Source organism: Flavobacterium microcysteis, from assembly GCF_006385255.1.
Taxonomy (GTDB): Bacteria; Bacteroidota; Bacteroidia; order Flavobacteriales; family Flavobacteriaceae; genus Flavobacterium; species Flavobacterium microcysteis.
The window spans coordinates 407,857-431,755 of sequence record NZ_VFJE01000054.1 but is presented as its reverse complement, the minus strand read 5'-3'; the positions used below and the strand labels follow the sequence as shown (position 1 = coordinate 431,755).

The 23,899-nt window shown below is 37.7% G+C and carries 16 protein-coding genes; 13 read left to right on the top strand and 3 right to left on the bottom strand.

The features are described 5' to 3' along the window. Nucleotides 1–14 precede the first annotated feature (14 nt). From FJA49_RS10940 to FJA49_RS10910, 7 genes are all read left to right on the top strand, one after another. On the top strand, nucleotides 15–1,622 hold the full coding sequence (locus FJA49_RS10940) for a DUF4270 domain-containing protein (protein ID WP_140000955.1): 1,608 nt from the start codon (nucleotides 15–17) through the stop codon (nucleotides 1,620–1,622). A 12-nt stretch (nucleotides 1,623–1,634) separates the two neighbouring features. Then, a complete protein-coding gene (glmS, locus tag FJA49_RS10935; RefSeq protein WP_140000954.1) occupies nucleotides 1,635–3,479 on the top strand; it encodes a glutamine--fructose-6-phosphate transaminase (isomerizing) in 1,845 nt (614 codons plus the stop codon). A 119-nt stretch (nucleotides 3,480–3,598) separates the two neighbouring features. Next, nucleotides 3,599–6,406 (top strand): carboxypeptidase-like regulatory domain-containing protein, encoded by a 2,808-nt coding sequence (locus tag FJA49_RS10930; RefSeq protein WP_140000953.1) that lies wholly within the window; start codon nucleotides 3,599–3,601, stop codon nucleotides 6,404–6,406. Between the two features lie 33 nt (nucleotides 6,407–6,439). Further along, nucleotides 6,440–8,029 carry an SGNH/GDSL hydrolase family protein gene (locus FJA49_RS10925; RefSeq protein WP_140000952.1) on the top strand — a complete coding sequence of 530 codons (1,590 nt, stop codon included), beginning with the start codon at nucleotides 6,440–6,442 and terminating at the stop codon, nucleotides 8,027–8,029. Nucleotides 8,030–8,259: 230 nt separating this feature from the next. After that, entirely contained in the window at nucleotides 8,260–9,771 is a 1,512-nt protein-coding gene (atpD, locus tag FJA49_RS10920; protein WP_140000951.1) for a F0F1 ATP synthase subunit beta, read from the top strand. Nucleotides 9,772–9,817: 46 nt separating this feature from the next. Next, complete coding sequence (locus FJA49_RS10915; RefSeq protein ID WP_140000950.1) at nucleotides 9,818–10,099, top strand: FoF1 ATP synthase subunit delta/epsilon; 282 nt, start codon at nucleotides 9,818–9,820, stop codon at nucleotides 10,097–10,099. Nucleotides 10,100–10,337: 238 nt separating this feature from the next. After that, nucleotides 10,338–11,483 (top strand): aminotransferase class I/II-fold pyridoxal phosphate-dependent enzyme, encoded by a 1,146-nt coding sequence (locus FJA49_RS10910; RefSeq protein ID WP_140000949.1) that lies wholly within the window; start codon nucleotides 10,338–10,340, stop codon nucleotides 11,481–11,483. On the opposite strand, the gene FJA49_RS10905 is transcribed toward FJA49_RS10910, so the two are convergent. After that, complete coding sequence (locus tag FJA49_RS10905; RefSeq protein WP_140000948.1) at nucleotides 11,467–12,558, bottom strand: AI-2E family transporter; 1,092 nt, start codon at nucleotides 12,556–12,558, stop codon at nucleotides 11,467–11,469. The genes FJA49_RS10910 and FJA49_RS10905 overlap by 17 nt on opposite strands. 206 nt (nucleotides 12,559–12,764) lie before the next feature. On the opposite strand from FJA49_RS10905, the gene bioD reads away from it, so the two are divergent. The 4 genes from bioD to FJA49_RS10885 are packed head-to-tail and all read left to right on the top strand — an operon-like array spanning nucleotide 12,765 to nucleotide 16,369. After that, nucleotides 12,765–13,382, top strand: a complete 618-nt coding sequence (gene bioD / locus FJA49_RS10900) for a dethiobiotin synthase (RefSeq protein ID WP_140000947.1) — start codon at nucleotides 12,765–12,767, stop codon at nucleotides 13,380–13,382. Between the two features lie 11 nt (nucleotides 13,383–13,393). After that, nucleotides 13,394–14,665 carry an adenosylmethionine--8-amino-7-oxononanoate transaminase gene (bioA, locus tag FJA49_RS10895; RefSeq protein ID WP_140000946.1) on the top strand — a complete coding sequence of 424 codons (1,272 nt, stop codon included), beginning with the start codon at nucleotides 13,394–13,396 and terminating at the stop codon, nucleotides 14,663–14,665. A 58-nt stretch (nucleotides 14,666–14,723) separates the two neighbouring features. Beyond that, on the top strand, nucleotides 14,724–15,881 hold the full coding sequence (locus FJA49_RS10890; protein WP_140000945.1) for a beta-ketoacyl synthase N-terminal-like domain-containing protein: 1,158 nt from the start codon (nucleotides 14,724–14,726) through the stop codon (nucleotides 15,879–15,881). A gap of 44 nt (nucleotides 15,882–15,925) precedes the next feature. Beyond that, nucleotides 15,926–16,369, top strand: a complete 444-nt coding sequence (locus FJA49_RS10885; protein WP_140000944.1) for a hypothetical protein — start codon at nucleotides 15,926–15,928, stop codon at nucleotides 16,367–16,369. Between the two features lie 81 nt (nucleotides 16,370–16,450). On the opposite strand, the gene FJA49_RS10880 is transcribed toward FJA49_RS10885, so the two are convergent. Next, nucleotides 16,451–20,197 (bottom strand): Ig-like domain-containing protein, encoded by a 3,747-nt coding sequence (locus FJA49_RS10880; protein ID WP_140000943.1) that lies wholly within the window; start codon nucleotides 20,195–20,197, stop codon nucleotides 16,451–16,453. 210 nt (nucleotides 20,198–20,407) lie between these two features. Further along, nucleotides 20,408–20,893, bottom strand: coding sequence for a regulatory protein RecX (locus tag FJA49_RS10875; RefSeq protein ID WP_140000942.1), 486 nt, complete (start codon nucleotides 20,891–20,893; stop codon nucleotides 20,408–20,410). 233 nt (nucleotides 20,894–21,126) lie between these two features. Here FJA49_RS10875 and FJA49_RS10870 point away from each other — a divergent pair, with 233 nt between their 5' ends. Both FJA49_RS10870 and FJA49_RS10865 read left to right on the top strand, forming a co-directional pair. Continuing rightward, nucleotides 21,127–22,686 (top strand): T9SS type A sorting domain-containing protein, encoded by a 1,560-nt coding sequence (locus tag FJA49_RS10870; RefSeq protein WP_158629479.1) that lies wholly within the window; start codon nucleotides 21,127–21,129, stop codon nucleotides 22,684–22,686. A 210-nt stretch (nucleotides 22,687–22,896) separates the two neighbouring features. Further along, complete coding sequence (locus FJA49_RS10865) at nucleotides 22,897–23,826, top strand: hypothetical protein (protein ID WP_140000940.1); 930 nt, start codon at nucleotides 22,897–22,899, stop codon at nucleotides 23,824–23,826. Nucleotides 23,827–23,899: the final 73 nt, after the last annotated feature.

Genomic DNA, 23,899 nt, shown 5'->3' with positions numbered 1-23,899 from the left:
CATTCAAAAAAAATATGCTTAATAATTCGACTTTTAAGAAGCTTCTTTTTCTTATCGTGGGTACCGGTTTTGTGATTTCGTGTGATAGCGAATACAATTCTATAGGTGCTGACATTGTAGACGACAATGACCATTTTGGGTTTATAAAAAACGATGAGGCGTCAATAGTAGCTTTTAGCCAGAAAACGAATGCAGTGCAATCAAATAACCTTCCCATAAACCCATTGGGAGTGTTTGATAATGGCCTTTTTGGAAAAACTACAGCCAATTTTGTTACGCAGGTAGAATTAAAGACTGAGAATCCTACTTTTAGAGAAGTGCCTACGGTAGATAAGATAAAATCTGTCGTCTTAAATATCCCTTATTATTCTACCCATATCGAGACTAAAAGCGATGGGAGTAATACGTATGAGTTGGATTCAGTATATGGAAACATAGAAAACAAATTAAGACTTAAAGTGTATGAGAACGGATACTATTTGAGAGATTTTGATCCTAATAGTAGTTTTACTGATGCTCAGAAATTCTATTCTGATCAGAACGCAGTTTTTAATAATGCTAAAGGACAGCAATTAAATGATTCTGATTTTACGGAGCAGAATGAGTTTTTTGTTTTTAGTCCAGAGGAACGTGTAACTAGGGTGGATGGAAAGACTATAAGAGAAATTCCTGGCATGAGGCTTGATTTGAACAAACAGTTCTTTTATGATAAGATTATTGCTGGAAGTAGCAATTTAGTTAACAATAACGTCTTTAAAAATCATTTCAGAGGTCTTTATTTTCAAGTAGAAGAGGTTGCCGGAAGCTCAATGGCAATGCTTAATTTTTCCAGCGGAACAATAACCATGACTTATGAAGACAAGAAAATAAAAATTGTAAATGGTGAAGAAGTTGATGATGGCGTTCAGGAAAAAACACTTGTTCTTAATTTAAAAGGAAATACGGTAAGTTTATTGGATTATACTCCAACTGGTACAAGCCAGCCTTATGATAATTTGGTGTCGAATCCTGTTACAGGAGATCAGAAGCTTTACCTGAGAGGAGGCAATGGCTCTGTTGCGATGATTGATTTATTTGGAGGAGGAAATTCTCAAGAATTGGAAACATTGCGAGCACAGGCAATTTCAGGGAATTGGCTTATAAATGAGGCTAATCTGGTATTTTATGCTGACCAGCCTGCCATGCAAAATAATGTTGAACCCAAAAGGATATACGTATATAATGCAAAAGATAACCGTCCGTTAACCGACTATCTTTTTGATCTTTCGTCTAATGGGGCAAAACCTAAGTATGGGAAAAGAATTTTTGATGGAATGGCAAAGCTAACGGGCAGTTCCAGTGATGTAAATAGAAGAGTAATCAAATATAAAGTAAGGATTACGGAACATATCAAAAATGTCCTGTTTAAAGACTCTACAAATGTGCGACTCGGTGTTGCCGTTACAGAAGATATTACAAAATCGACCAGCCTATCACTAAGAACACCACAATCGGCATTTACTAAAGTGCCTCTTTCTTCAGTGATAGATCCACTTGGAACTGTGCTTTATGGAACTGTTCCGGTGCCAGCAAACGAAAACAAGCGACTAAAGCTTGAAATTTATTATACTAAGCCTAACTAATACGAAGGAATTATGTGTGGAATCGTTGGATATATAGGTCATAGGGATGCCTATCCTATAATTATTAAAGGATTAAAAAGATTAGAATATAGAGGTTACGATAGCGCTGGAATCATGCTTTATGATGGCGAATCTATGAAAGTAGCTAAAACCAAAGGCAAGGTTTCTGATCTTGAAGAAAAAGCAAAAGAAATTAGCCGTAACGGAAATATAGGAATTGGGCACACGCGTTGGGCTACTCACGGTGTTCCAAATGATGTGAATTCGCATCCGCATCTTTCTAATTCAGGAGATCTGGTAATCATTCATAACGGAATTATAGAAAACTATGAGCCGTTAAAGAAAGAGCTGATTAAAAGAGGGTATGTTTTTAAATCGGATACGGATACTGAAGTATTGGTAAATCTTATTGAAGACGTACAGAAAAAAGATAATCTAAAATTAGGTAAAGCAGTTCAGATTGCCTTGAATCAGGTAGTAGGAGCATATGCGATTGCTGTTTTTGATGTAAAGAAGCCTGATGAAATTGTTGTTGCCCGTTTAGGAAGTCCTTTGGCAATAGGAATTGGCGAAGAGGAATTTTTTATTGCCTCTGACGCTTCTCCATTTATAGAATATACAGCCAATGCCATTTATCTGGAAGATGAAGAAATGGCTATTGTCAGAAAAAATAAATCAATCAAGGTACGAAAAATTAAAGACGATTCATTGGTAGATCCGTATATTCAGGAATTGCAAATGAATCTTGAGCAGATTGAAAAAGGAGGCTATGAGCACTTTATGTTGAAGGAAATCTATGAGCAGCCAAATGTAATCAAGGATACTTACAGAGGAAGACTTTTGGCAAACAAAGGAATTGTTCAGATGGCCGGTATTGAAGATAATATTGAAAAATTCCTCAATGCAGAAAGAATCATTATTGTAGCTTGTGGAACTTCATGGCATGCCGGATTAGTTGCTGAATATATTTTTGAAGAATTTGCAAGAATTCCTGTTGAAGTAGAATATGCATCTGAATTCAGATATAGAAACCCAATTATCAATCCAAAAGATGTGGTCATTGCGATTTCTCAATCTGGAGAAACAGCAGATACGCTTGCAGCAATCAAACTAGCAAAAGAAAAAGGAGCTTTTGTTTTTGGAGTTTGTAATGTGGTAGGTTCGTCAATTTCACGTGAAACGCATGCTGGTGCCTATACCCATGCTGGGCCTGAAATTGGAGTTGCTTCTACAAAAGCATTTACAACCCAGATTACGATCCTGACAATGATATCGCTTCGTCTTGCTAAAGCAAAAGGAACGATGTCGAACTCAGATTTCCATAGATATCTTCAAGAATTGGAAGCTATTCCTGAAAAAGTAGCAGAAGCGTTGGCTACAAACGATATTGCCAAGACTATTGCTTCTATTTATAAAGACGCTCCTAATTGTCTTTACCTGGGAAGAGGTTATAATTTTCCGGTAGCATTAGAAGGAGCTCTAAAACTAAAAGAAATATCTTATATCCACGCTGAAGGTTATCCAGCTGCGGAAATGAAGCATGGACCAATTGCTTTGATTGATGAAAAAATGCCGGTTATTGTCATAGCTCCAAAACAAGGACATTATGATAAAGTAGTTAGCAATATTCAGGAAATTAAATCACGAAGCGGTAAGATTATAGCGGTAGTTACAAAAGGAGATACTCAGGTTAAGAAATTAGCTGACCACGTTATCGAAATTCCTGATACAGCAGAAGCATTGACGCCTTTGTTGACAACCATTCCTTTGCAGTTATTGTCATATCATATAGCTGTAATGAGAGGCTGTAATGTGGACCAACCACGAAATTTGGCAAAATCTGTAACTGTGGAATAGTCAAATTTTTATATAAAATATTATCAAAAGCGAGAAATTTTCTCGCTTTTTTTATTGATACCATGCATGCATATTAAATTTATTTGTAATTTGGCTATATAAACTAACAAATTCAAACCATGAGAGTGTATCTTATTATTTTGTCATTGCTTTTCTGTGGAGCAGCCTTTGCCCAGAATTCAATTTCAGGAGTCGTTACTGATGAGACCAGTCAGCCACTTCCCGGAGTAAGCGTTAAGGTAGTTGGAGAGTCGACATCCACGGTGACGGATGTTGAAGGGAAGTTTCTTCTCAAGCCAACAAAACAACCCCCGTACATGGTCGAGATTTCGAGCGTTGGTTATGCACCGCAAGCTATCGAAGTTAAGACATTAGGACAAAAATTAGAGGTTCAGCTTTTGAATCAGGATATTAATCTTGATGAGATAGTAGTATCGGCTTCTAGAACACCCGAAAGAATTTTAGAATCCCCGGTGACCATTGAAAGAATGGGAATCAAGGATGTCAAAAATACCTCTTCGGCAACTTTCTATGATGGTTTGGAAAACCTGAAAGAGGTGCATTTCAACACCAGCAGCTTGTCGTTCAAATCGATCAACACCAGAGGATTTGCTACAGTTGCCAATACTCGTTTCATGCAGTTAGTTGATGGGATGGATAACTCCTCGCCAGCTTTGAACTTTGTTTTAGGAAACTTGATTGGTCTTTCTGAACTTGATGTGCAAAGCGTTGAATTGCTTCCAGGAGCATCTTCAGCATTGTATGGAGCGAATGCGTTTAACGGAATCTTGTTCATGAATAGTAAAAGCCCTTTTGATTATGAAGGAATAAGCGTTTATGCAAGATATGGTAAGACTAACCAAAAATTGGCAGGGACAAATGACTACTATGATTTTGGTATTCGTCTAGCCCATAAATTTTCCGATTATTTTGCAGCTAAAGCCAATTTCACATACTTAAAAGCTACGGAGTGGATTGCAGGTGATGAAAGAAGTATGACAAATGGAGGTCTTGGTCACGGAGTGAATCAAAACTATGACGGTTTGAATATTTATGGTGATGAGGTAACTACGTTTATTCCAAATGTTGGACAAGTGAGCAGAACGGGTTATTATGAAGAAGATATCAATGATAACTCAATCGAAAGCGTAAAAGCAGATTTCTCATTACACTTTAAACCGATGAAAGATGACTTCGAGATAATTCTGCAACACAAAGTAGGTATCGGAAGTACAATTTATCAAGGAGCTAACAGATATAGATTGGAAGACTTTATCATGCAGCAAAGCAAACTAGAAGTTAAAAACAGAAACTTCTTTGTTAGAGCCTATATGACTACGGAAGATGCTGGTAATTCTTATGATATGCGTTTTGCAGCGTGGAACGTTAACAGAGCATGGAAATCCGATCAGGAGTGGTTTACTAATTATGCAACGGCTTACCAATTGTCAAGTGCTGTTATGGGAGCAACTACAACAGAGGCAGCTGGAATCGCAAGACAATATGCTGATTATAACCAATTGCCAAATGCTTTACAGGGACTGCCTCAATTTGGTAGTGGACCAACAGGTGGGCCAAGATACATGCCGGGATCGCCAGAGTTTAAAAATGCATTGGCAACGGTAATCCAAAATCCGGATCTTACTAAAGGTGCGAAATTTATCGATCAGTCGCAATTATACCATGTAGATGGAAACTACAACTTCAAAGAAATTATACAATTTGCAGAGATCCAATTAGGAGGTTCATTTAGAAGCTACAAATTAGATTCTCAAGGAACAATCTTTACGGATTTTGATGGGCCAATCAGATATGATGAGTATGGTATCTATACTCAAGTTCAAAAGAAATTCATGGACGACCGTTTGAAATTTACAGGTTCGATTCGTTATGACAAATCTCAGAATTTTGAAGGGCAGTATTCTCCAAGAGTTTCTTTCGTATATTCTGCGGGAGAAAGAAAGAATCACAATTTCAGAGTATCGTTCCAGACAGGTTTCAGGAATCCAACAACTCAGGATCAGTACATCGGATTGGATTTAGGGCCATTCGCGTTGGTAGGTTCTGCTGAAGATAACCTAGATCGTTATGTAGAAACTATGAACGTAAGTGCTGCTGGTCAGGCTTTAGGAGCTCCAGCTACCGTTACTTTGTCAGGTAGAGATGCTTATAATTCTAATGTATATTCAGTGCCTTCAGTTCAGGCATTTGCATTGTCACAAAATCCGGCAGATTTGGAAATTGTGAATGTTAAACTAGTAAAACCAGAGCAGGTAAAAGCATTTGAAGTTGGATACAAGTCGGTTACTAATGATGGTATTGCTGTTGATTTGAATGCTTACTATAATATTTATAATGATTTCATGAGTACTTCTCGTGTCATCCGTCCATATTATGGAACAGTTGGTTCTGATTTGTCTGACCAGAATGTCCTTCTAGGTTTGCAAGCATTGTCTAATGGAGATCGTAGAGTATACCAGGTATATACTAACACTACTGAAAATGTAACTTCTTTTGGTTTTGGTGTTGGATTGTCTAAAAAAATCTACAAAGATTTTGAATTTGGAATCAATTACAACCATGCTCAGTTTGATTTTGACCAGGCAAAAGATCCTTCTTTTATAGCAGGTTTCAATACGCCAAGACATAGAGTGAAAGCTTCTCTTGGAAACCAAAACCTATTCAAGAATTTTGGATTCAATCTTAATGCAAGATGGAGTGATGAATATTTATGGCAATCTTCTTTTGCTGACGGTATGATTCCGTCTGTGACAGTCTTTGACGCTCAGATAAATTATGCTGTTCCGGCTATGAAATCGGTATTTAAAGTAAGTGCATCGAACCTTTTCGGAAACGACTACCTTCAGGTAATTGGAGCTGGACGAATCGGACAGCAGTATTTAGTTTCTTGGATTATCAATCCTTAAAAAAATTAAGGCTAACGTTATAAAAATATAATTATGATAAAAAATTTCAAATGGCTGCTTTTAGTTTCGTTGAGCTTAAGCATTGCCTGTTCAGATGACGACTCGGATTCTACAGGAGGAGAAGTTCCTGTTTCGCCGGGATCAGCCGATTTTTCAAAATATATCGCTTTAGGTGATTCCTTTGCGGCTGGATATAGTGATAATGCACTGTTTAAAAAAGGTCAGGAAAATGGATACACTAATATACTTGCGCAGCAATTTCAATTAGTTGGGGGTGGTGCATTTGCAATTCCTTATATGAATGATAATATTGGTGGATTGCTATTTGGTGGAGCTCCAAACCCTTCGTTTGGGCCAAGAATTTATCTTCGAGGGTTCCTGAATGCTTCTACGCCTAACGTTCAGCCTGTGACAGGGCCTCCAACAACAGAAGTTTTTGCCCATTTAACAGGGCCATTCAATAATTTGGGTGTTCCGGGGGCAAAAAGTTTTCACTTAATAACTCCTGGTTATGGAAATCCGGGAGGTTTGGCAACGACTCCGCCTACTTCAAATCCATACTTTGTAAGATTTGCATCTACACCGGCTACTTCGGTTATTGCTGATGCCATTGCCCAAAGTCCGACTTTCTTCTCATTATGGATTGGAGGAAATGATGTATTGGGTTATGCGAGTTCAGGAGGTGTTGGGGTTAACCAAACCGGGAATCCAAATCCTGCAACGTATGGATCAAATGATATTACCGATCCGGCAGTTTTTGAAAGTGTGTACAATAATTTGGTGAATACATTAACCGCAAACGGTGCAAAAGGAGTGGTGGCAAACCTTCCTTATATTAATACGCTTCCTTATTTCACTACAGTTCCTTATAATCCGGTTCCTGCTTTACCGCCAGCTAATGCGGCACAGTTAAATCAGATTTTTGGAGCGATCAACCAAATTGCTGCAGCGGGCAATATGCCTGCCAGATTTAGTGTGTTGACTGCTGATGATGGTAATCCTGCAACTGTTGAGGCTACAAATCCATTACTTATTATCGATGAAACTTTGCCAAATCTAGCTGCTCCTATAACAAGTGCACTGACTCCGGTATTAGGAGCAACAACAGCAGGTTTCGTAGGGAATTTATATGGAAGAGCTCGTCATTCGAAAAAAGTAACGACACCAGCTCCTTTTGTTGATTATATACTTTTGCCAACAAGAGCTCTTATTGGAACAACTCAGGCTGGTGTGCCGGCTCCTTTCAATACAGTGGGAGTTACATATCCGCTGCAAGACGGAGCTGTGTTAACCAATGCTGAGGTAGCAGATATAAAGGTAGCTACAGATGCGTACAATACTACAATCCAAAACGTGGCTACTGCCAAAGGCTTGGCGCTTGTAGATACAAAAGCGATAATGGCACAACTGCTTAATGGAGGAATCCGTTTTGGAAACTATCATATGACAGCAAGCTATATTACCGGAGGAACTTTTTCTTTAGATGGAATCCATCCATCAGCAAGAGGTTATGCTTATATTGCAAACCAGTTTCTTAAGGCTATAGAGGCGACATATGGATCTTCGATACCGGAAGTTAACCCTGGAAATTACCAAATCCAATATCCGCAAACGCTGAACTAAAATAAATTTGTAAAATATAAAAGCCATTGTGCGAAAGTACAATGGCTTTTTTTGTTTTTAGAATTCTGAATACTTATTGCCGTAACATTCATTAAACAGACAATTCTATATTTTTTTCGTATTTTTTTATAAAAACATTATTAAATTTTCATTTTAAAAACTATCTTTGCGCTCTGAAAAAAGAGGTGTTTTTCATAAACCTAAATAGCTATTTAATAAATACATAAGTAATGTCAAAAGTAATAGGAAAAGTTGCTCAAATCATTGGTCCAGTAGTTGACGTAGTTTTCAACGGAAAGGATGTTGAACTTCCAAAAATTTATGATTCATTAGAAATCACTAAAAAAGACGGTACACTACTAGTACTTGAAGTGCAGTCTCACATTGGAGAAAACACTGTTCGTACAATCTCTATGGACTCTACAGATGGTTTAAGCAGAGGCTATGAAGTTGTTGGTACAGGAAACCCAATCAAAATGCCGGTAGGTCCAGATGTTTACGGTCGTTTATTCAACGTAATCGGAGATGCTATCGACGGTTTGGGAGATTTGCCAAAAGATGGTGATAACGGATTGTCTATCCACCGTCAGGCACCAAGATTTGAAGATTTATCTACATCTTCTGAAGTTTTATTCACAGGTATCAAAGTAATCGATTTGATCGAGCCTTATGCAAAAGGAGGAAAAATTGGATTATTTGGTGGTGCCGGTGTTGGTAAAACAGTATTGATTCAGGAGTTGATTAACAATATTGCAAAAGGTCACGGTGGACTTTCAGTATTCGCTGGAGTAGGTGAAAGAACACGTGAAGGAAATGACTTACTTCGTGAGATGTTGGAGTCAGGAATTATCAAATATGGTGAGGAGTTCATGCACTCTATGGAAAATGGAGGATGGGACTTGTCTAAAGTTGATAAGCCAGGAATGAGAGAGTCTAAAGCAACTTTCGTTTTCGGTCAGATGAATGAGCCACCAGGAGCTCGTGCTCGTGTAGCACTTTCTGGTCTTTCAATCGCTGAGTATTTCCGTGACGGAGCTGGTTCAGATCAAGGAAAAGACGTTCTTTTCTTCGTTGACAACATCTTCCGTTTTACACAAGCAGGTTCTGAGGTATCAGCACTTTTAGGGCGTATGCCTTCTGCGGTAGGTTACCAACCAACATTAGCAACAGAAATGGGTGCGATGCAAGAGCGTATCACATCTACAAATAAAGGATCTATTACATCTGTACAGGCGGTTTACGTTCCTGCGGATGACTTAACGGATCCGGCTCCGGCAACAACGTTTGCCCACTTGGATGCAACAACAGTATTGTCTCGTAAAATTGCCGAGCTAGGTATTTACCCAGCTGTGGATCCGTTGGATTCTACTTCAAGAATCTTGACACCACACATTTTAGGTGATGAGCACTACAACTGTGCACAAAGAGTAAAAGAGATCCTTCAAAAATACAAGCAATTGCAAGATATTATTGCGATTCTTGGTATGGAAGAGCTTTCTGAAGAAGATAAGCTTGCAGTATCAAGAGCTCGTCGTGTTCAACGTTTCTTGTCTCAGCCTTTCCACGTAGCAGAGCAGTTTACAGGTATTCCAGGAGTTTTGGTTGATATTAAAGATACTATCAAAGGATTCAACATGATCATTGATGGTGAATTAGATCACCTTCCGGAAGCAGCTTTCAACTTGAAAGGAACTATCGAAGATGCTATCGAAGCTGGACAAAAAATGTTAGCTGAAGCTTAATTTTAATTGCTTAAAGCCTAAAGCTTAAAGCCTAAAGCAAAAAAAAATGTATTTAGAAATTATATCGCCAGAAGCAAAATTATTTTCAGGAACAGTGACTTCAGTTACAGTTCCGGGTGTTGATGGAGAATTCCAAATGCTGAATCATCACGCTGCAATTATTTCAATCCTTACAAAAGGAGATATTAAGATTGCTGCTGACAGCTTTAATTTTTCAAAAGAAGCAGAAGGCAAGTTCTTTTTAGGAAACGATAAAAGATATCATTTGTCGATCGAATCAGGAACATTAGAAATGAATGATAATAAGATCAATATTCTAGTAGAATAGTCTGATTTTATTCCAATAAAAAAAGCCCGGCAATCGCCGGGCTTTTTGTTTTAATTTTTGTTTTGCGTCTCTGCGCCTTTGCGTGAAAATAATTCCTCGCAAAGGCGCAGAGACGCAAAGAAATTTTTTGTAAGCAGCATTTTAGGAACAAACTTCCTGAGAGTCTTTTATCTTATGTACAGAAATGCCTAAGCGTATGACTTTTAAACAGTATAAAAGTTGCTTACATTTGCCAGATATGAAACAATTCCCAAAATCATTACAGCAAAAAATCGAACTGAGACAACAGAGCAATTCGTTTAGAGTTCTACCTGAACCAAACGGCCTGATTGATTTTGCTTCTAATGATTATCTGGGGTTTTCAAAGTCAGGAATAATTTTTCAAGAGACGCACCAATATCTTCTGGATCATGCGATAATTCAAAACGGGGCTACAGGTTCTAGGCTTTTATCAGGCAATCATGCTCTTTATAAAGCATTAGAAGAACATATTGCCCATTTCCATAACTCTGAAACGGCATTAGTATTTAATTCTGGCTATGATGCTAATTTAGGGTTTTTCAGTTCCGTTCCGCAACGCACTGATTTCATTCTGTATGATGAATATAGCCATGCCTCTATACGTGACGGTATTCGACTTTCTAATGCCCGATCGTTTAAATTCGAACATAATGATCTTGATGAACTGGAAGCCTTAATTTTAAAATACAAATCTGAAAATTCAGAGATTTATATCGTCACGGAATCTGTTTTTTCTATGGATGGCGACTCGCCAGATTTGGAAAAGCTTGCTCAGATTACAGAACAGCACGGTTGCTTTTTGGTTCTTGATGAAGCCCATGCCTTAGGTGTTTTTGGAGAAGATGGCTGTGGGTTGATACAAGATTTGGGTGTGCAGGATAAGGTTTTTGCTAGAATCATGACTTTTGGAAAAGGATTGGGTGTACATGGTGCTGCGGTTTTAGGCTCTAAACAGCTAAAAGATTTCCTGGTAAATTTTGCCCGAAGCTTTATTTATACAACGGCTTTGCCACCTCATTCTGTAGCCGAAATTTTAATTGCCTATAAAAATCTGGAAACCCAAAAAACAGAAATTGAAAAGTTGCGAAACAATATCCTGCATTTTAATCAGGAGAAACAGCGTATAGGTTTGAAGCCGATTTTTGTCAGAAACAAATCAGCCATACAATCGGCCATAATCCCGGGCAATGACAAAGTAAAAATGATTGCCGGAAAATTACAGGAAAACGGATTTGATGTCAGAGCTATCCTTTCGCCAACCGTACCTGAAAATCAGGAAAGACTCCGGTTTTGCCTTCACAGTTTTAATACTAGAGAAGAAATTACGAAAGTTTTGGAAACGCTGGCTAAGTACTTGTTTTAGGTTTCTGTCGTTTAAACCATTTAGTGTCTTCTTCCCCAAACAGATAAGCGTAAGGTTCTGTATCTGGACTTAGTTCAAACAATTTTTTTAATATGGCAATTGTCGGTATAATCAGTACCATTCCAACAACTCCCCATATCGCCCCGCCAATCAGCAATCCCAGAAAAGTGACAAATGCATTCAGATTTACATTGGCACCTGTAATTTTAGGCGTCAGGAAACTGCCCTCCATAAACTGGATTAGCGTAAAGGCCACTATAACTGCAAAAGGATAGAATAAGCTGTCCTTGGTTATCAATGCATAAGCAAAAGGCATTAAAGCACCCATAAAAGGTCCTACGTAAGGAATAATGTTCAATAGTCCGGCAATCATTCCGAAAAAAATGGCGTGTTTGATTCCCAAAGCAAATAAGACAGCCGTATTTACGATTCCCAAAATAATCATCACTTTTCCGGCTCCTACAATATAAGCATGAACAATTTTTCGCATGGAAATCATATGCTCCATGAGTACTTTGTTACGCTGCTTATCAAATACTTTCGTGACAAAAACCGCTAGATGGTCTCTATAAATCAGTAAGAAAAAGATAAAAACTGGTAAAAGAATGATATTGGATAAGGTCCCGATTGTTGTGAAAAGTAATTGAGAGATGTTTGTGTTTTCGGATTGGATAAGCGCCATGACCTTTTTAATCTGAAAACCATTTCCCATCCCAATATCATAACCAATGAAATTTTCGACACTTGTGTTTATTTTAATCGCAAAATTATTCAGGCTTTCTTCCATATTTGTTTCCACATCATTTGTAAAACTCTGTAATTGGGAAACGATAAAGAAAATTAATCCCGAGGCCATTAGTATAATGACAAGCAGTGCAATAAAAGCACTCAGCGATCTTGGAATTTTCCATCTTTCAAGACGATTGCAAAATGAAGTCATAAGCATGGCTATATAGCCTGAAACAAGCAAAGGGACTAATATTGCCTTGGCCATTATCATAAAAAAAATAATTATGATAATCAGTAAGGAAATATAGACGGCTTTCATATAAGATGGTACTTGTGCTATGGGCATACTATACAGGTTATGAAGTTATTTCTTTCAAATTTAGTAATTAAAAAAAGCGATTACTTTCAAAAACTATAATAAAATCTTACGGAATTCACATGTTTTGAAGTTATTACAAAGGGAAAAATTATAAATTGTAGGATCGTCTCGGAAATTAATCCCATGTCGTACCTTTGAAAATATTCAATCTACATTAGGAATACACCATAAATATGAAAATTTTTGTCACAGGAATAGGAACCGATGTAGGCAAGACAATTGCTTCCGCTATTATTACTGAAAGCCTTGAGGCTGATTATTGGAAACCAATTCAAGCTGGAGATGCCGATAACTCAGATAGCCATAAATTACAAAGGCTGCTTACCAATTCAAAAACCAAACTCCATCCCAATAGCTATTTATTACAAACGCCGGCAAGTCCGCATTTTGCAGCAGATAAAGAAGGCATAACTATTGAACTGGAAAAAATAAAAGAACCCAAAACAAAAAACAATCTTGTAATTGAAGGTGCTGGTGGCGTTTTTGTGCCTTTGAATGAAAAAGATACGGTTATCGATCTGATTCAGAAAGATTACAAAGTTGTTGTTGTTTCAAGACATTATTTGGGAAGTATCAACCATACGCTCCTGACCATTGCAGCACTCAGAGATAAAAAGCTTGATATTGCAGGAATCGTATTCAATGGCAATGAAAACAAAGCCACTGAAGAAATCATACTAAGCAAAACAGGATTAAAATGTATCGGCAGAATTGAGGACGAACCTTATTTTGATAAAAACGTAATTCGTGACTATGCGGATTTGTTTTCCGATAATTTAAAAGCCTTATAACAAAGAGAACAATGACGCTTTCAGAAAGAGACCAACAGCATAACTGGCACCCGTACACGCAGCATAAATTGGCAAAACCTGCCATTGCAATCACAAAAGGCGAAGGAGCTTTATTGTGGGATGAAAACGGAAAAGAATATATTGATGCAATTGCTTCCTGGTGGGTGAATCCTTACGGACACAGCAACCGATTTATAGCAGATGCCATCCATAAGCAGCTTACTTCACTGGAGCATGTTTTATTTGGTGGATTTACACATGAACCGGCCGTATTGCTTTCAGAAAAGCTTATGGAAATTTTACCGGACAATCAGAAAAAAATATTTTATTCAGACAATGGTTCGACTGCTGTAGAAGTAGCCTTAAAAGTAGCTCTGCAGTATTTTTACAACAGAGGCGAAAAACGGATTAAGATTATTGCTTTTGAAAATGCTTTCCACGGAGATACATTTGCTGCTATGGCGGCAAGCGGAATTTCTTTTTTCACAGAAGCTTTCCGAGGTTCGCTGATTGAAGTGGTTCGCATTCCCGTTCCTGTAAAAGGTAAGGAGCAGGAGTCTTTTGAGGCTTTAGAAAAACTGGCCAAAACAAACGAATTTGCAGCTTTCATTTTTGAACCATTAGTACAAGGAGCGGCCGGAATGGTGATGTATGAAACTTTTGCTTTGGATAAACTGATGACTATCTGTAAAGAAAATGAAGTTTTTACGATTGCTGATGAAGTCATGACTGGATTTGGCAAAACCGGACAAAATTTTGCTTGTGATTATCTTGAAAGTCAGCCCGACATGATGTGTCTTTCAAAAGCCTTAACTGGCGGGACAATCCCGATGGCAATTACAACATTCACCCAGGAATTATTCGAAGGGTTTTACAGTGATGATGTCAATAAAGCATTATTTCACGGACATACTTTTACTGCGAATCCTACAGGCTGTGCTGCTGCCTTGGCAAGTCTGGAGTTGCTCCAGAGCAAAGAAATGCAGCACAATATTCAGCGAGTACACCAAAAACACAAGGAGTTTCAGGTGAAAATTAGCAGCCATCCAAGAGTAAAGGAAACCAGAACTCTGGGAGTTATTTTTGCCTTAGAAATTAAAACAGAAACTTCAGAGAGCTATTATGGCGATTTCAGGAACAAGCTGTATGACTTTTTTATAAATCACGGTATAGTGTTGCGCCCTGTTGGGAATATTGTCTATATTTTGCCGCCTTATATCATTTCAGATAAGCAACTGGAAAAAGTATATTCTGTTGTGGAAGAAGCCTTAGAAATAGTTTAAATTTGTTTTGAAAACCATTTTGACAAGGTTTGCTTGTCAGAAATATAATGATTCTGTTTTGTCTCAAAAAATAGCCATCACGTCCCTATCTTCTATTTCACCTTTAGGAAATTCTCCGGAGCTGATCTGGCAGAATTATCTAAACGAGGAAACTCTAATTGCAGAACACCCGATAGGAAATACAAAGGCATTGGCGGCAGTACTTCCAGACTATCTTAAAGAGGAAATTGCAAAGTTGAAAGACTCAGAGAGTAAGTATAAAAATCTTGATAATTCCGTTTTATATGCTATTTTGGCATCCCGAAAAGCTATTGAAAATTCAGGATGGAAACAGGGCGATGATTTTGGTATCAACATTGGTTCTTCACGAGGGTCTACCCAATTGTTTGAAAAGCATTTCCAAGAATTTCTGGAAACAGGAAAAACACATACTTTGGCTTCGCCAACCACTACTTTGGGCAACATTTCTTCATGGATAGCCCATGATCTTAACAGCCGTGGGCCGGAAATTTCACATTCCATTACATGCTCAACGGCTTTGCATGCGGTACTTAATGGTGTTGCATGGTTGCGTTCTGGTATGGCTGAAAAATTTTTGGTAGGCGGGAGCGAGGCGCCACTTACGCCATTTACTATCGCCCAGATGAATGCCTTGAAAATCTACTCTAAGAGTCAGGATACATATCCATGCCGGGCTTTTGATATGGAAAAGAATCAAAATTCTATGGTTTTAGGAGAAGCTGCATCTGTTGCCTGTCTTGAAATAGGAGAGAAGCAAAATGCCCTGGCTTATATTGAAGGAATTGGCTATGCGACAGAAATTTTAGAGCACAGCATTTCTATTTCTACAGAAGCCCAATGTTTCCAAAAGTCGATGAAAATGGCTTTGGGAACTATACATCCTGATGAAATCGACGCTATCGTAATGCATGCGCCGGGAACTATAAAAGGAGATTCTTCAGAACTAAAAGCGATTGAATTGCTATTTGGAAATGACTTTCCGATGCTGACGACCAACAAATGGAAAATAGGGCATACTTTTGGAGCTTCAGGAATGTTGAGTATTGAAATGGCTCTGTTGATGATGCAGCACCAAAAATTTATTGGGGTGCCGTTTACGGAAAACCAAAAAGAAAAAAAACCAATCAATAAAGTACTAATTAATGCAGTTGGTTTTGGCGGCAATGCTGTCAGCATATTAATCGTAAAACCTTAAATAAATTTATGGAAATTATCAGTTATAGTAAACCTACGTTGTTTATGAAACAGCTTTTTGGATTCTCATTAATTATTCTTGCCTTTTTTGCTTTTGTTTATACAGGCAATGTTTTTTCGATTATATTCTTGGCAATGGGTTTGTTTTTAGTTGCTACAGAAGGTTCAGAAATTGATCTGAACAATAGAAAATATAGAAAGCTGACTACGGTTTTTGGTGTAAAATTTGGCTCATGGAAATCACTTCCCGATTTCGAATATGTTTCGGTTTTCAAGACCAAGCAAAGCCAGAGAATTAATTTTATTACCGCTACTACTAGTTTTACCAATGAAGTTATTTTACTGAACCTATTCGACAGTAAAAACAAATACATCACATTTTACCAAACTGATGATAAAACCGATGCTTTCCAAGTAGCAAATCACTTTAAAAGAGCTCTTGGAATTGATATATTGGATGCAACTGAAAAAGAAAAAGTTTGGTTGTAGTTTTAAGAAACGTCACTCTAAACGAAAAAATCCCATAAACAAGAATATTGCTTATGGGATTCTGATGTGAATTATCTAGTCTTAATTCATGATGACTTTTTTGGAAACTGTTTGGTTGTCATCCAAAGTTATTTTTGCTACAACTACTTGAGTTCCTACGTTGATTCCTGTAGTTGTGAATTCGTTATTGTTAACTCCTTTTTTGAAGAAGATTTCTTTACCTGTCAAATCAAGAATCTGAACAGTGTCAATTGTGAAATTATCTGCTTTGATGGCAATCTGATCACCTTTTTTGTACACGATGATATCATTTGCATTTACTTTAGGAGTATCAATTCCTAGAGCTTCATTTACATAACGGATTTCAAATCTTGAATTGAAAGTTCCGGCTGCAGTTGAGAAATAGTATCTGTCATTCTTGATGTTGTGTACTGTGTTTGTCAATCTGTCTATCAAGAAAACTTTTTGATCTTCAAACAAACCGTCAACGCTTTCAATTCCGATGCTGTAATCACCAGCAGTAGCAGCCATAAATCCTAATGGAACAACATCTGCAGTGCTGAATGGTAATGATCTACCTTGGATAACCAATTTGTTAGTATCAAGCAAAGAATAAAGAGCAGTTCCAGAAGCGTATGTTATTCCGTCGTAAGCATCATCCATGTTGTTTGTTGCTCCTGTAACATAACCTACAAGAATTTCATTGTAAGCACCTGCTGCATTTGTGATATTCAACCACAATCTGTTTTTCTCAATAACAATCTCTCCATTTCCATTTCCGTCTTCGCTGCTTTGAGTAGCGTTAGCGTTGCTGTTTCTGTAGAATTGTCCGTTACCAGCAGTTTGAGTTACTCTCATTGCATTGTTGAAAATAATCTCACCACTAGCTTTTCCTTCTACGAAAAATCCTTGACCAGATGCAATATTTCCTTTGAACTTGTTTGATGGAGTATTTCCACAAGTCGTACAGTTGTTTGTGTCTCCACTACCTGTTGCTCCAGTTGCATTGTAAGAAACGTAGCTTGCAGGATTATAGTTGTATATTCCGTTAGCATCAGGAGTTGAGCTTACAGCAATATTATGTGTCCAGAAATAGAATGTTCCTTTAATAAGACCTTTGTTTGCCTCGTAGAATTTATCTGCGCTGATAGCTGATGGGTATGGATTTCCGATTAAGTTTGATTTTAACGTTGCCCCTATCTTCGTATCGATTTTTTTAACTCCGTTATTTGGAGCTCCAAGGAATTTTGTTTCAAAAATAACCGGAGCTGTAAGTGAATATTGTTGAGGAGCTCTAACAATATATCCTTTTCCTGTTTGCATAGCTGTAGTTCCGTTCATTTCAGTAACCCATCCGTTTCCAGCAGCATTGTAGCTCAGGTATTTGTCAGCTAATGTGTTTGGAGACAAATCACGTAATGTCCAGTCAGCAGCAGCTACAGGAGACGACCAGTATGTAAAGTCGTAACGAGTAACAGGAGTTGTGTTTCTTTTTACTGTTATTTTTCCGCTGTTTGCAGCGTTGTCATTAACTTGTATAAGGCTTGCATTATTTTCTACGATAACGTTCGCAGTTGGAGCAACAACTAATTCATTTTGTACAATCAGGTTTACACCAGAATTTACTTTTAGAGTTTTGTTCGTGTTTACTTTACAAGAACAAACATCAAGATTACTGTTCAATTGCAAATCACCATCTACTATGATTGCAGCTCCATCAGGAGAAGTACTCCAAGAAGTTCCGTTATAAACAGCATTGATTGGAGTTAAAGATAGTTTTACGTTAGCAGAACCGTTTACTTCTCTTGTGATTACTTCAATAGTTGAGTTGCTGTTAAGAGCATAGGTTCCTACTACAGTTGGTGTAGGGTTTTCACCACTCCATCCAGCGTTGTTAAATACAATCGTTCCATTAACATAAACTCTTGTTTCATCATCCCAATTGTCCATAGAAAGTTGGTATTTTCCGCAAGTGAATCCTTTTCTTTTATGAATCATAGTGAAATCGTCAACACGAACAGAACATCCGTTCCATCCTGCTGAAGAAGATGGAGAGGTTTCTTTATTCCAACCGTTGTTGGCCATGTCTTGTGTGTTCAATCCTAAAGTGTTCTGTGTATAGTATCCAGCATAATCTGCTAATGCAGGAGTCATGCTTCCAACATTATAACCATATACATTCCATGAATTGTTTCCAAATACTGTTGGGTCTCCAGAAGGTGTTGTTATCTTTACCTCTACTGTTACGCCACCTGTTGGTGTAGAACATGGTGTAGAGTTGATTCTTCTAACCCAGTATGTTGTTGTAGCGCTAGGAGAAACAGTGATTGAAACTCCTGAACCAGAAATAATGTTTGAACCTATTGCAGTTCCTGTTCCCCATTGGTATGTTGAACCCGAACCTCCGTTAGCAGTCAATGTAGTTGATCCACCAGCACACAATGTAAGAACTCCTGTGATTGATGTTGGAGCTACTGCAGTTCCTGTAGCCACAGTAATTTGCAATGTCATTCCTGTAGTTGTAAAATTACATGGAGCAGCACCTTTTCTTCTAACCCAGTATGTAGTTGTTGCAGTCGGTGAAACAGTGATTGAAGCACCTGTACCAGAAATAACGTTTGAACCTACAGTTGTTCCTGTTCCCCACTCATAAGTACTTGTGTTTACACTTCCACCACCAGCTGTTAAAGTAACTGAATTACCAGAACAGATAGTATTGTTAGTTGCATTTGAAGTTAATGTTGTTGGAGCTGTTGGTGAATTAGCACAAGTATAGCTGAAAGATACCTGTGAATCTCCCGTTTTTTCATAATACTCCAATACGAAAGTTACATTTGTTGCAGATGCGAACGTTTTTGTAGTTGAACCTGATGTATATCCGTGGTCAGTCCAGTCTGCGATAGAATATCCTGATTCTCCGTTAATTTTTAATCTGTAACCGTCATCTCCACCAACTGTAAAAGTATATGTTCCAGCAGGGAAACTTTTAGTCATTTTGTATACAGTATAGAAATTATCAGTTGGCTGTTGGCAAAGAACTGTTGTCAATCCAGCTACAGCACCACTACCTATATTTCTGTCAAAAGTTTCATTTTCTGTAACATACCCTAAATAAGTTGTAGCGGCAGGAGTTCCTGAGTAAGAGTAAACATAACCATTCCAAGAACCGTTAGGTGAAACTGATGGATTTCCTTGCGGTGTACAAACCGGTGCAACAGTTCCTGTTATTACCGGACCTAAAGCATTATGAGAAGAAGGTGCACTGTCGTTATAACCGTGTTTTATTCTGATTCTTGCACCAGACCATCCATTAGTTCTTCCGTAAAATGTTATTCTGATATAAACTGTCTCGCCAGATTGTACAGTTATTCCTGTCAATGGAACAGATACAGAATTAAAGTTTGTATTTGAAGTAACCAAGCTGTTGTTAGTAGCTAATACAGTTCCGTTTGAAGGGAAGCTTGCATCTTTTGAATAGTATACCTGCATTCTGCTAGGACCATTGTTGTCATAGTTTTGGTATTCAAAATTGAATTGGTTCAAATCGATTTTGTTTCCGCTGTTAGCAGAAATCGACATCTGAACATATTTTGAATAATCAGGAGTTGTTGCAGAAGGCCATTGAGCCGTGTTGAATGCATTTCCATTGTTACCCCAGTTGTCAACCATAAAATCTACATTCGATCCTGTGATGTTTCCAGCTGAAATATTGGATGCTGTTATGTATGGTGCAGCAGTTTTATTTGCGCCATCCCAACGTACTAAAGTTGTTTGTGAAAAACCAAAAACTGGTAGTAATAAAACAAGTAACAAAGCTATTTTTTTCATAGGTCAAGTGGTATTATTCTGATAGGGTAGGGCAAATGTATGTCCGGTATATCTATCAAAAGAAGCTTTCAAAGGCCTATTTTTCAGGTTTTCGATGACGTGTATTTTTTCATCGGCGAAATGCAGAAATCAACGAAAACGTTTTCGTAAAAAATGTAAGAAAAAACTTGTTTTTCGTAAAAAATGCTATGAAAATGAAGAAATAAGAGGTTATCCTAATTTTTCTAACTCGATTGCTTTTTCGTAAATGAGGTTACTTTCGAATCCTTTTCGAAGGAAAAAGTCGCAGAATTTTTTTCGCTTTTTAAGAGTGTCTTTTTCGGAAATCGTATCCCAGAATTTTTCAGCAGAAAAATGAAAAGTATCGAGATATTCGTCTGCAATTTCTTTTAGTGCAGTTTCGATATTGTATTTCGAGATGTTTCTAAATTTCAGTTCATTAATGATCCTGATTTTTCCCCAATGTTTGATTCGGTGCTTTCCACGAGCAAAACTACAGGCAAAACGTTCTTCATTGAGAAAGTTATTTTCAATAAGATGTACGATTATGGTGTCGATAGTGGACTGGGAAGAAGTAAGTGTTTTTAGTTTTTGTAGAATTTCCTCATGACAGCGCTCCTGATAGGCACAATAGACTTCGGCCTTTTTGGTGATTTCTTCCGGAGTATAGCTTTTCTGTTCTGGTTTTTGGCGCATGAGGAATTGTTTAACGGTTATAAAAGTATAAAAGATATTGGTCTGACGTAAAATTTTGAGGACATAAATAATTCTGATTGTCTAAGAAAGGTAGTCAGACGCTTTATTCCAACACAGGAAAACGACAGAGAAAATATTTGTTTATATTTAACTAAAATTTTACATACACTTTTGATACACAATGATATGGATTATAAAAAATATAGCTAGACTTTTTTAAAAACATTATGCGTATGAAACATTTCTACTTTTTATTTTTCCCTTTTTTGTGCATGGCACAAGCGCCGGTAATACAATGGCAAAAATCATTGGGCGGCTCCGGTAATGATTATGCGAACTCCGTTCAGCAAACGGCAGACGGAGGTTATATTGTTGCAGGATATACTTCTTCCAATGATGGTGATGTTTCCGGCAATCATGGCGGAGACGATATCTGGGTAGTAAAACTGACCGCAACAGGTACAGTAGCCTGGAGCAGAACATTAGGCGGTTCCGGAAATGAAGTAGCCAGTTATGTTCAGCAAACGGCGGATGGAGGTTATGTTATTGCTGGAACTACTTATTCTAATGATGGAGATGTTACAAGAAACCAAGGCAATAGTGATGCATGGGTAATAAAACTTGATAATGCAGGTGCTATCCAATGGCAGAAAACATTTGGCGGACGTCATATTGATGCTGCCACTTCCGTTAGGCAGATGGCAGATGGAGGTTATATTGTAGGAGGTTACACCTTATCTGAAAATACCGGTGATATTATTGGAAACAGGGGAGCAGCCGACTACTGGGTGGTAAAGCTGACTTCAACCGGCAACTTAGATTGGAACCGATGTTTTGGAGGGCAAAGCTATGAATACGCCCGTGCTGTACAGCCAACGACAGATGGAGGTTATGTCGTGGGTGGCTATACTTCGTCTATTGATGGCGATGTTTCTGGAAATCATGGTACTATTGATTATTGGGTAGTGAAAGTGAATGATATACAGGAAATCCAATGGAAAAAAACATATGGAGGAACCGGCACGGATATACTTACTTCTATTGTTCAAACCACTGATGGAGGATATATCGTTGCAGGACATGTGTATTCACAGGATGGAGATATTACAGGTTCTGGTTTCCATGGTCCCTTTTATGATGATTATTGGGTAGTGAAGTTGAGCAGTACAGGGGCTATACAATGGAAGAAAGCATTGGGAGGCTATGGCAATGATCTTGCACAATCTGTACAGCAGACAGCAGATGGAGGCTATATAGTACTTGGATATGTCACGAGTAACGACGGCGATGTTTCCGGAAATAATGGATATATGAATTATTGGATTGTAAAACTCAGCAGTCAGGGAGTTATCCAATGGCAAAAAGCTTTGGGAGGTAGCGGTCAGGAAGGATTTAACGCTATTCCCAATGCGTCAGATGGTGCCCATTCTATACAGCAAACAACAGATTTAGGATATATATTGGCAGGATATTCAAAATCTAATGATGGTGATGTTTCCGGAAATCACGGCGGTTTTGATTACTGGGTGGTAAAACTCGCAAATCCTTTGGGTACAGACGATTTTTTATCTAAAAGTATCAGCGTCTATCCCAATCCCGTCTCAGAACGTGTTTTTGTAGATACAGGTGCAGATTCCAACCTGGTACAGTTATCGCTTTACGGTTTGCTTGGACAACTTAAACGCACTACAAAAGAAAATTCAATTTCAGTTTCCGAACTTCCTAAAGGGGTTTATTTTCTTCAAGTAAAGACAGACAGAGGAGAGGTTACGAAAAAGATTATGGTGGAATAAAATAGTTGAACCCTAAAAAACAAGCAAATTATCAGGACAAGTAATAAAATATATGAGATATTTTTTAGTATTCTTTTTCTAATATTGTTTATTTATTGTGAGGGTGTTTGTTTTTTTTATTGAACTTTAATAATATCAGCTTTCGTGAGTCGGTTATCAGCTTGAACACCAAAGCTCTGAATCGTTAGCAAAAAATTTAAATAAACTATTATGTCCAAAACAAGATTTATTTTCGAAATTTCAGGTGAAATTTATACTACAGAAAAAGCATTTTACAAAGATGACCAAGACAAAATGCTTCAAGACTTAAATGACAATAGTAGTTCACTAAGTAAGGAAATCGAGGAAGAAGCACGGAAAGTTCTTGAGCTAGCAAAAATTGAAGTAAAACTTTCCTTTAGGAAAGGTAGCATACTTGCTAGTGGTTGGGTGATTATAGAAACTATAGGAACAATTGCGGATGCCATTTCATTTGGGGAATATTGTTCTCGGTTGCTTAAACACATAGTTTCACATCGTATCCAGAAGGCTGTTCCAGATTCTACGTTTTCAATTGATGTGAATTTTATTACTCCTGAATCTTTAATTACGAATAATCCTCAGTCGACTAGCGTGAGTTTTCCTTTCCTGAAGATTCTAACTATAGCAACTATTGTGAATGTTGTTTTAATTTTTGGAGGGACCTTATTCAACGCAATTACAGTACAGTCTACGCTTGAAAGATACCAAGAATCCCAAGAGAAACTTGCAGAGGCAAAAACTAGTTTGCTAGAATCTGAATCGACGCTAAAAAATGCTCAAGTTGATTATTTAATACATACTAAACAAATTGAATTGGTCAAAGGAGACCTAGTCAGACAGAAGGACTCTGCAATGCTTCAAATCAATATTGAGGAAAAGAAAATAGCTGATCAATTAGATGTTATAAGTTCAAAAAGAGATAGTGTCGAATATCTTGTAATTGCACAAAAGCAACAATTCAAAATCTTAGAATCTAAAATTAAGGATTTGGATCAAAAAAGAATTAAAGTAACGTTTTTAGATGTTTTTCGCTACTCTCATTGGACAGTTTATTGCCTGATTTTAATTCCTACTGTTATAGTATTACTTGTGTTATTCCTAGTATTAAAAAGGCGGTAAGTTAAGCCTTCTATTGACAGTGTTTATTCGCAATAAATGCATCGATGATTAATTATACGAGTTTGTCTCCGTT

Excerpts from the sequence above, each read along its gene's own strand:
- FJA49_RS10885 (WP_140000944.1), top strand. The coding sequence starts at position 15,926 with ATGAAACAGCTTTTTGGATTCTCATTAATTATTCTTGCCTTTTTTGCT.
- FJA49_RS10870 (WP_158629479.1), top strand. The coding sequence starts at position 21,127 with ATGAAACATTTCTACTTTTTATTTTTCCCTTTTTTGTGCATGGCACAA.
- FJA49_RS10930 (WP_140000953.1), top strand. The coding sequence starts at position 3,599 with ATGAGAGTGTATCTTATTATTTTGTCATTGCTTTTCTGTGGAGCAGCC.
- FJA49_RS10875 (WP_140000942.1), bottom strand. The coding sequence starts at position 20,893 with ATGCGCCAAAAACCAGAACAGAAAAGCTATACTCCGGAAGAAATCACC.
- FJA49_RS10910 (WP_140000949.1), top strand. The coding sequence starts at position 10,338 with ATGAAACAATTCCCAAAATCATTACAGCAAAAAATCGAACTGAGACAA.
- bioA (WP_140000946.1), top strand. The coding sequence starts at position 13,394 with ATGACGCTTTCAGAAAGAGACCAACAGCATAACTGGCACCCGTACACG.
- atpD (WP_140000951.1), top strand. The coding sequence starts at position 8,260 with ATGTCAAAAGTAATAGGAAAAGTTGCTCAAATCATTGGTCCAGTAGTT.
- bioD (WP_140000947.1), top strand. The coding sequence starts at position 12,765 with ATGAAAATTTTTGTCACAGGAATAGGAACCGATGTAGGCAAGACAATT.
- glmS (WP_140000954.1), top strand. The coding sequence starts at position 1,635 with ATGTGTGGAATCGTTGGATATATAGGTCATAGGGATGCCTATCCTATA.
- FJA49_RS10925 (WP_140000952.1), top strand. The coding sequence starts at position 6,440 with ATGATAAAAAATTTCAAATGGCTGCTTTTAGTTTCGTTGAGCTTAAGC.
- FJA49_RS10880 (WP_140000943.1), bottom strand. The coding sequence starts at position 20,197 with ATGAAAAAAATAGCTTTGTTACTTGTTTTATTACTACCAGTTTTTGGT.
- FJA49_RS10905 (WP_140000948.1), bottom strand. The coding sequence starts at position 12,558 with ATGCCCATAGCACAAGTACCATCTTATATGAAAGCCGTCTATATTTCC.
- FJA49_RS10915 (WP_140000950.1), top strand. The coding sequence starts at position 9,818 with ATGTATTTAGAAATTATATCGCCAGAAGCAAAATTATTTTCAGGAACA.
- FJA49_RS10940 (WP_140000955.1), top strand. The coding sequence starts at position 15 with ATGCTTAATAATTCGACTTTTAAGAAGCTTCTTTTTCTTATCGTGGGT.
- FJA49_RS10865 (WP_140000940.1), top strand. The coding sequence starts at position 22,897 with ATGTCCAAAACAAGATTTATTTTCGAAATTTCAGGTGAAATTTATACT.